Here is a 1424-nt window from a genome sequence, read left to right as displayed (position 1 = left end):
AGAACAAGCGCTGATGGTGACGATCGCGGGTGTTGCGGCGGGTATGCGTAATACCGGTTAATCGAGTGACATGATGTGAAAAAGGAGCCTACCGGCTCCTTTTTTATTGTTTTACCGGTGCGCATGAATGCGCACCCTACAAAACCGGCAATTTGTAGGGTCGCCATTCATGGCGACCGCCAATCTTACGACCCCATTGCCGGACGCACGCCCAGCGTGTGGCAAATCGCGTAACTCAACTCTGCACGGTTCAGCGTATAAAAATGGAAATCCTTCACCCCTTCTCGCGACAGGATTTTCACCATGTCCATGGCGACGCTAGCGCCCACCATTTTGCGCGTTTCCGGATCGTTATCCAGACCTTCAAACATCGCACTCATCCAGCCAGGCACACGCACATTGGTCATGGTGGCGAAGCGTTGTAGCTGTTTAAAGTTAGAGACCGGCAAAATACCCGGCACGATTTCCACGTCGATACCGGTTGCGACACAGCGATCGCGGAAGCGCAGGTAGCTTTCCACGTCGAAGAAAAACTGGGTGATGGCGCGGTTAGCACCGGCATCGATTTTACGCTTCAGGTTGATCAAATCGGCCTGCGCACTTTTCGCTTCAGGATGCACTTCCGGATAAGCCGCCACCGAGATATCGAAATCGCCGACGTCTTTCAGCAGTTCAACCAAATCCGAACCGTACATTTCCGGCTTGCCGCTGCCCGGCGGTAAATCACCGCGCAGTGCCACGATATGACGAATGCCACTATCCCAGTAATCACGTGCGATAGCGCGCAGCTCATCACGCGTGGCATCGATACAGGTCAGATGCGGTGCCGCTTCCAGACCGGTACGATCTTTAATGCCTTTAATGATGCTGTGCGTACGGTCGCGTTCGCCCGAGTTGGCACCGTAGGTGACGGAGACGAATTTCGGCTTCAGGCTGCTCAGTCGATCGATTGAGCTCCACAGGGTTTCTTCCATTTCACTGGTACGTGGCGGGAAAAATTCGAAAGAGACATTAATTTGCCCGTTCAGCTCAGCCAGGCTTTGATTCAACGCTTCGCGTTGATTGGCGTGAAAGAAACTCATCCTAATTACCTCGTCATCACATATCGATTATTTTGCGGCCTTCGAACATCCATACGTTTAGACGTCCAGATGCACAAAATGAACGATTCGCACGCCAGCGTCAACAGAAAATTAATGTACGGGCGTGACAAATCTTCAATCAAGGTGAAAGCGTTTCATGATGCGCGGGAAAGGGTGAAGATTGCAGACGGACTATGCCGTCTGCAAAGTGAGGCAGATTACAGCAATTGTGCGAGGCGGTTGATATCCGATTGCAGCGCGCCCGCCGTGACATCACGGCCTGCGCCAGGTCCGCGAATCACCAGCGGATTATCACGATACCAGCGGCTTTCGATGGCAAAC

Annotated in this window: 3 protein-coding genes; 1 reads left to right on the top strand and 2 read right to left on the bottom strand. The window is 52.8% G+C overall.

Annotated elements, in window-relative coordinates; all coding sequences use genetic code 11:
- Nucleotides 1–61 (top strand): phosphoenolpyruvate carboxylase (locus tag RTY00_RS24725; protein ID WP_409519139.1); only part of this gene is annotated, 61 nt, incomplete at its 5' end.
- Between the two features lie 124 nt (nucleotides 62–185).
- Here RTY00_RS24725 and metF read toward each other — a convergent pair.
- Nucleotides 186–1082, bottom strand: coding sequence for a methylenetetrahydrofolate reductase (metF, locus tag RTY00_RS12735; RefSeq protein WP_312664704.1), 897 nt, complete (start codon nucleotides 1080–1082; stop codon nucleotides 186–188).
- 218 nt (nucleotides 1083–1300) lie between these two features.
- Nucleotides 1301–1424: hypothetical protein (locus RTY00_RS24720; protein ID WP_409519138.1), on the bottom strand; the 124-nt coding region annotated here is incomplete at its 5' end.

The sequence above is a fragment of the Pantoea sp. CTOTU49201 genome (genome assembly GCF_032054795.1).
GTDB classification, from domain to species: Bacteria; Pseudomonadota; Gammaproteobacteria; order Enterobacterales; family Enterobacteriaceae; genus Pantoea; species Pantoea symbiotica.
Note: the sequence above shows the minus strand (reverse complement) of the source record. Positions and strands in the feature narration are given on the sequence as shown.

What these genes read in the sequence shown, in the direction of transcription:
- metF (WP_312664704.1), bottom strand. Translation starts at nt 1,082, where the DNA reads ATGAGTTTCTTTCACGCCAATCAACGCGAAGCGTTGAATCAAAGCCTG.